This is a genomic window from Modestobacter sp. KNN46-3 (assembly GCF_011039295.1).
Genome location: NZ_JAAKGN010000238.1, coordinates 1 through 5,135, shown reverse-complemented (window position 1 = coordinate 5,135; position 5,135 = coordinate 1). Strand labels below are relative to the sequence as shown.

6 protein-coding genes are annotated in these 5,135 nt (G+C 70.0%); 5 read left to right on the top strand and 1 reads right to left on the bottom strand.

The window, feature by feature from the left end; translation table 11 throughout:
* Positions 1–406, bottom strand: a 406-nt coding sequence (locus tag G5C62_RS25515; protein WP_241176134.1) for an ATP-binding protein, incomplete at its 3' end; no start/stop codon positions are given.
* 408 nt (positions 407–814) lie between these two features.
* On the opposite strand from G5C62_RS25515, the gene G5C62_RS25510 reads away from it, so the two are divergent.
* From G5C62_RS25510 to G5C62_RS25490, 5 genes are all read left to right on the top strand, one after another.
* Positions 815–1,156 carry a PP2C family protein-serine/threonine phosphatase gene (locus tag G5C62_RS25510; RefSeq protein WP_164703212.1) on the top strand — a complete coding sequence of 114 codons (342 nt, stop codon included), beginning with the start codon at positions 815–817 and terminating at the stop codon, positions 1,154–1,156.
* 148 nt (positions 1,157–1,304) lie between these two features.
* The gene (locus G5C62_RS25505; RefSeq protein ID WP_164703211.1) at positions 1,305–2,033 is read left to right on the top strand and encodes a GAF and ANTAR domain-containing protein; all 729 of its coding nucleotides are present in this window, start codon (positions 1,305–1,307) and stop codon (positions 2,031–2,033) included.
* Positions 2,034–2,360: 327 nt separating this feature from the next.
* Positions 2,361–2,840, top strand: coding sequence for an SRPBCC family protein (locus G5C62_RS25500; protein WP_036339312.1), 480 nt, complete (start codon positions 2,361–2,363; stop codon positions 2,838–2,840).
* 586 nt (positions 2,841–3,426) lie between these two features.
* Positions 3,427–4,494, top strand: coding sequence for a hypothetical protein (locus G5C62_RS25495; protein WP_164703210.1), 1,068 nt, complete (start codon positions 3,427–3,429; stop codon positions 4,492–4,494).
* A 350-nt stretch (positions 4,495–4,844) separates the two neighbouring features.
* Positions 4,845–5,135 (top strand): glycerophosphodiester phosphodiesterase (locus G5C62_RS25490; protein WP_241176133.1); only part of this gene is annotated, 291 nt, incomplete at its 3' end.

Below are 5,135 nucleotides of genomic sequence, written 5' to 3'. Positions count from 1 at the left end.
GCTGCAACGCGCCCGACGACGCGAAGTCGATCCGCGCCCAGACGGACTTGCGGTCTCCCCGAACGGTCCACCCGTGAGCCGCGCACAATCGGGCGACGAGGTAGAGGCCCAGCCCTCCCTTGCTGGCGTCCCGGCCCACCGCCGGCTGAGGCGGCCGGTCGGCCGCTGCGTCGCTGACTTCGAGCAACCAACCCGTACCGGTCGTCGTGACAGCCACTCGTACAGGCTGTTGTCCGTGCCGCAGTCCGTTGGACGCGAGCTCCTCGTACGCCAGCAGAAGTCGGTCAATGTCGTCGTCGTTGGCGCCTTCGGGCCGGGCACCGTCACTGAGAACGGCGCGCAAGCCGACGCGCAGCGCCGTGAGTTCCCCCGGCGTGACCGGTTCCCCCTGCCACACCGTGAACACGTCCGGACCTGGCTCCGGCATCGACCGGCGGCCCCAAAGGGTGTCAGCCATGTGCCTCATTCCGGTGTACCGAACGGCGGTCCAGCCGCGGACGCCCCGGGCCGGGGAGGGTCCGCGTGTCGCGTGAACCCATCGGAGCCGCACGGTCTCCGCGTCGCACGGGAAGAGTACTAGCGATGGCGGTCGGGTGCTTCAACTATGCAAAGTCCGCCCCGCCGACTTCGCCGGGTGAGTCTTCCCTTCGATAGGTTGACTTCTGTCCTTGCGACCTCCGTCGCGTCGACGGGGTTTTCACGGGCTTGCATGTCGGCACGATGGCCACCGCCCTGGTCGCCCGCCTTGAGCAACCCAAGCGCGCCCGGGAAGGGCTGCGACTCTGCGCTGGTCCTCAGCGGGGCATCTCCACCGGTGCTGATCCCCGCGGCCGGCGAGGTTGAAGTGCTCGGCAGCACCCCAGAACGCCTGCTCGGAGCAGACGCGAGCAGCCCACGCTCCAACCACGAGGTCCTTCTGCACCCGAACGACACAGTGGTCTTCTACACCGACGGCATCGTGGATGCATGGAGCACCGGCATCGACGAGGGGATTGCCCGCCTTACCGGTGCCCTGGGCAAGATGCGGAACCTGCGCCTCGAGGACCTTTGCGACCAGATGCTAGGTCGGGTCGTGGGCGGCAGCACCGACGACGACATCGCCATCCTGGCCGTCCGCTGTCATTCGGAGGACGACCCGGTGCCCGAGAAGAACTGACGTTGGCGGGCGGGGGCACACCCGGCGCAGTCGCCGGGGCCCCCGCCACTCGTTGACCGTGACATCCGAGCGCATTCCCCGCGACTCGGACACAGCCCGCGGTGGGCGATGAACGTTCGTAGGCGGAGCGGGTGAGTAGGTTCCCCTCATGACCGTTCAGGGCAACCGCGGCGAAGACACCGCCGAAGCCCGAGAGAACCTCGGAGCGGTCATGGGCCGCGCCGCCAGGCGGCTGCAGGAGGAGCACGGCGACGTCGAGGGGACGCTGCAGGCAATCACCTCCTCAGCCGTCGCCGTCGTGCCGAATGCCCAGGAGTGCGGCATCACCTATGTGATCGGCCGCAGGAGCGTGGAATCGCGTGCCTCCACGAGCGAGCTGCCCAAAGCGGTCGATGCCCTGCAGGAGCGGCTCGGGCAGGGGCCGTGCCTGGACGCCGTCTGGGAGCACGAGATCGTCCGCGTCAACGACGTCGGCACCGACCGACGCTGGCCGGAGTTCGCACAGCCGGCGCGGGACCTCGGTGTGGGCAGCATGATGTGCTTCCAGCTCTTCGTGGAGGGCGACCAACTTGGAGCGATGAACCTCTACTCGAGCATACCGAACGCGTTCGACGACGAGTGCGAGGAGATTGGGCTCATGTTCGCCGCTCACGCCGCCGTGGCACTGGCCGGCGCGGAGCACGAGGAGCACCTGCGTATCGGCATGAGCAGCCGGGATGTGATCGGACAGGCGAAGGGCATCCTCATGGAGCGCTACAAGCTCACCGCCGATCAGGCCTTCGGAGTCCTAAGCCGGACGTCGCAGGAGACGAACAGGAAGCTGGCCGACATCGCCGCCGAAGTGACCGAGGCCGGCGCGGTGCCGCGCCGGTCGTAGGCGTCGAACTAGGCCGTCGGCTCGGATGAGCCTGCATGTGGAACCGGCGACGATCGTCCTGTCCGACCGGCGCGCTACGTTCCGACCATGTCCACGAAGCCGCGCACACCGCGCTCCTCCCCCACCCAGGGGGACGCCGGTGGGACGGCTCCCACTTCCCGGTGTCCAACTCCCCCCTCGGACACCGAGTTGAACCCCCGCGGCTTTCTGGCCGGCGGGGGTTCTTCCGTTCCTGGTATCGGCACGTCCGCCGATGCCTTGAGGACTTGATCGGAGACCCGAGGTCGAACGCCCGTGACCGCACTCGGACTCTGCGAGACTCGATCGGTGACGCGACTCGACGCCCGCACAGTCACCGCCGAGCGGCGCATTCCGGCGGCGGCCGATGAGGTCTTCGCGGTGTTGGTCTCGCTGGATCAGCATGTGCACCTCGACGGGTCCGGCATGGTGCAGGGGCTGCCGGACGGCCCCGACAAGCTGCACCTCGGCGCGCGCTTCTCCATGGCCATGCGCCAGGGCCCGTTCAGCTATCGGAGCGTCAACGAGGTCACCGCGTACGAGGAGAACCGGACGCTGGCCTGGCGGACTGTCGGGGAGTGGCGCGGGCGCACCGTCGTCGGGGGGCAGTGGTGGCGCTATGACCTGTTGCCCGACGGAGACAGAACGCTCGTCCGGCACTCCTACGAATGGGGACGCGCGATGCTGCCGACACTGACCATCCAGCTGCCGGGCTACCCGCAGCGGATGGCGCGCACCATGCCCGAAACACTCAACCGCCTCGAACACGTCGTCCTGACCCGGCGGTGATCGCCACGGCAGCCGCCGGATCCGCTCGGCAGGAGCGGCCCGTGCAGGCTCCCGCAATCGGTTCCCGGGTCGAGGGATCCATGGCCGATGACGTCCTTACCGGCGTGCAGCAGCTACGCCCCGTCGCCGACGACCTCGGCCTCACCATGCCCAGCTCGCGCTCGCCTGGGTGCGCATCGACGACATCCTCGAAGACGTGGTCGAGAAGGACCCCGACCACGTCTTCCTGCCTGCCGACAGGGCCGCGCGGAGTCAAGCGGCTCGAGTCGACCCAGTCCACACTCTGCCCTGCGGCCGCCCACATCCGGCCCGAGGCGCCCCGTGCCGTCCGCGGCGCCTGCCGTGACCCAGAGAGGAACCGCCCGTGACTTCCCTGCACGTCTCGGACAAGCACACGCGGGAGTGCGGCCGCGGGACGGGGCGGCCGCTGTGGTCCGGCGAACGACCGGTCGCCGTTCGCTGGCTGGCGACGTCCGGTCGGCAGGTCGTCGGCGGGTGCATGCGCGCCGCGAGCGTCGTAGCCAGTCTCGCGCGGCCCGTCGTCAGACTGCTGCCACCGGCCGGCCGAGGCGGTATGGCCCGGCCGGTGACCGACTACAAGGCCCCCAACTACTGGCTGGGTTACCGCTCAGGATTCGTGCGCAGGGGCCTGCCCGGCGAGGTGTTGCGCCGCCTCACGGCCGGACGCCCGACGTATCGCCAGATGGAGCGCATGGGGGTTGCACTGTCGCGTTCGGCAGCGGCCTCGATCGTGCCCATGGCCGTCGACGTGGCACTGCGCGGCCCCGGCAAGCTGCCACGCATCGCGGCGACCGGACTGCTCGTGGCCTCTCCGCTCACCTGCACTCTCCTGCTGCACGACGTCGGCCGGTACGACGGCGTCGGCGTTCTCGTCCTGGCTCTGCTCTCAACTGGCCGTTTCGCCTGGCTTCGACTGCCGCTCCCGGCGAGTGCGGTGCTGATCGCCGGAGCCGTCTCCGTGGCCGTGGCGAGTGAGGAGTTCCTCCTGGCTGTCCTCGCTCCGACGGTGGTGGCGGCCGTCCACCTGCTCAGCCGCCACCACCAGCTGACCCGGGACCAAGGGCTCCAGCTGCTGGGAGGGGTCCTGGCACCCGGAGTGGTCGTGGCAGGTGCAAGTCTGCTGACCCCCGTTCCCGCGGACGCACTGACCACCGCGCGAGCCGAGGCACTGCGAGCAGGGGCGCGCCCCGCCGGCCCCACCGGCGACGCGCTTGCCGCCCTCAACCGGGGCTTCGTCGAGAACCTCGCGTACTTCCGCCTCTTCGGCCCAACACCCGTCGTGATGTCCTTCGCACTCTGGGGCGGCTTCTACTTCCTCACGGCCAGGCTGCTGGAGAAGCTGCTCAGTGCTGGGGCGGGGAGTTGGTACTCCTCGCTGGTCGCCGCGCATGCGTTTGTCGGTGCGGCGCTGTCGGTGGCGGGTGTCGACTTCCGGCGCTGGTGGGGCCTGGCCCTGGCCGGCCTGATGTCGGCGGTCGTGCTCACTGATGCCTCCCCGGTCGGCGACCCGGTGGGGACGGCCGCGTTCGGCGGGGCGCTGGCCCTTGCTGTGGCAGGCGTCCTCCCCCGGGATCTGAAGGTCTATCCCTGGGGGCGGCTCAGGGTCGAGCGGGCGCTCCCGTTGACCGGGTGACGTACTGCCACAGCCGCAGTCACGCCGGGCATGCCTACGCCACCGGGACACCTGGATGATCGGGCCGTCGGATCTCGGGGCCTACGAGCTGCCCGACACCGGCCCATCGGGCGACGGCTCCCGGGCGGTGACCCCCGTTCACGTCAGCCCGGGGCCTGCGTACGTGCGAGGCTGGTGCGCGGCCGGCCAACCGCTCGGGTGTCGGCGGGTTCTCCAGCAGGGGCGGTCGGCCGGGACATGACATCGTTGCTCGACTCGAGCCGTCCCATGCCCCGGAGACGCCCTTCCGCATCGGCCGTTCGCTGATGACTGCGGGGCGCGGGCACGAGGGAGCAGGCTCAGGATCGTCAGTGCGCTTCGCCGACCTGAGCCGGCCCTTCGTCATCGCCCACCGCGGCGGCTCCCTCCAGGTGCCCGAGCACACGATGGAGGGCTACCGCGTTGCGGTGGGCCAGGGCCTGGCGGTCATCGAGCAAGACGTGTCGAGGCTCGCAGACGGCGGTCTGGGCGTCATGCACGACGGCACCGTGGACCGCATGACCACCTCCAGCGGCAACGTCGCCGACCACACGTCGGTGTCCTGGAAACAGCTCGACATCGACGCCTCGGTCACCCTGGGCGGAGGCTGGACCGACGGGCTG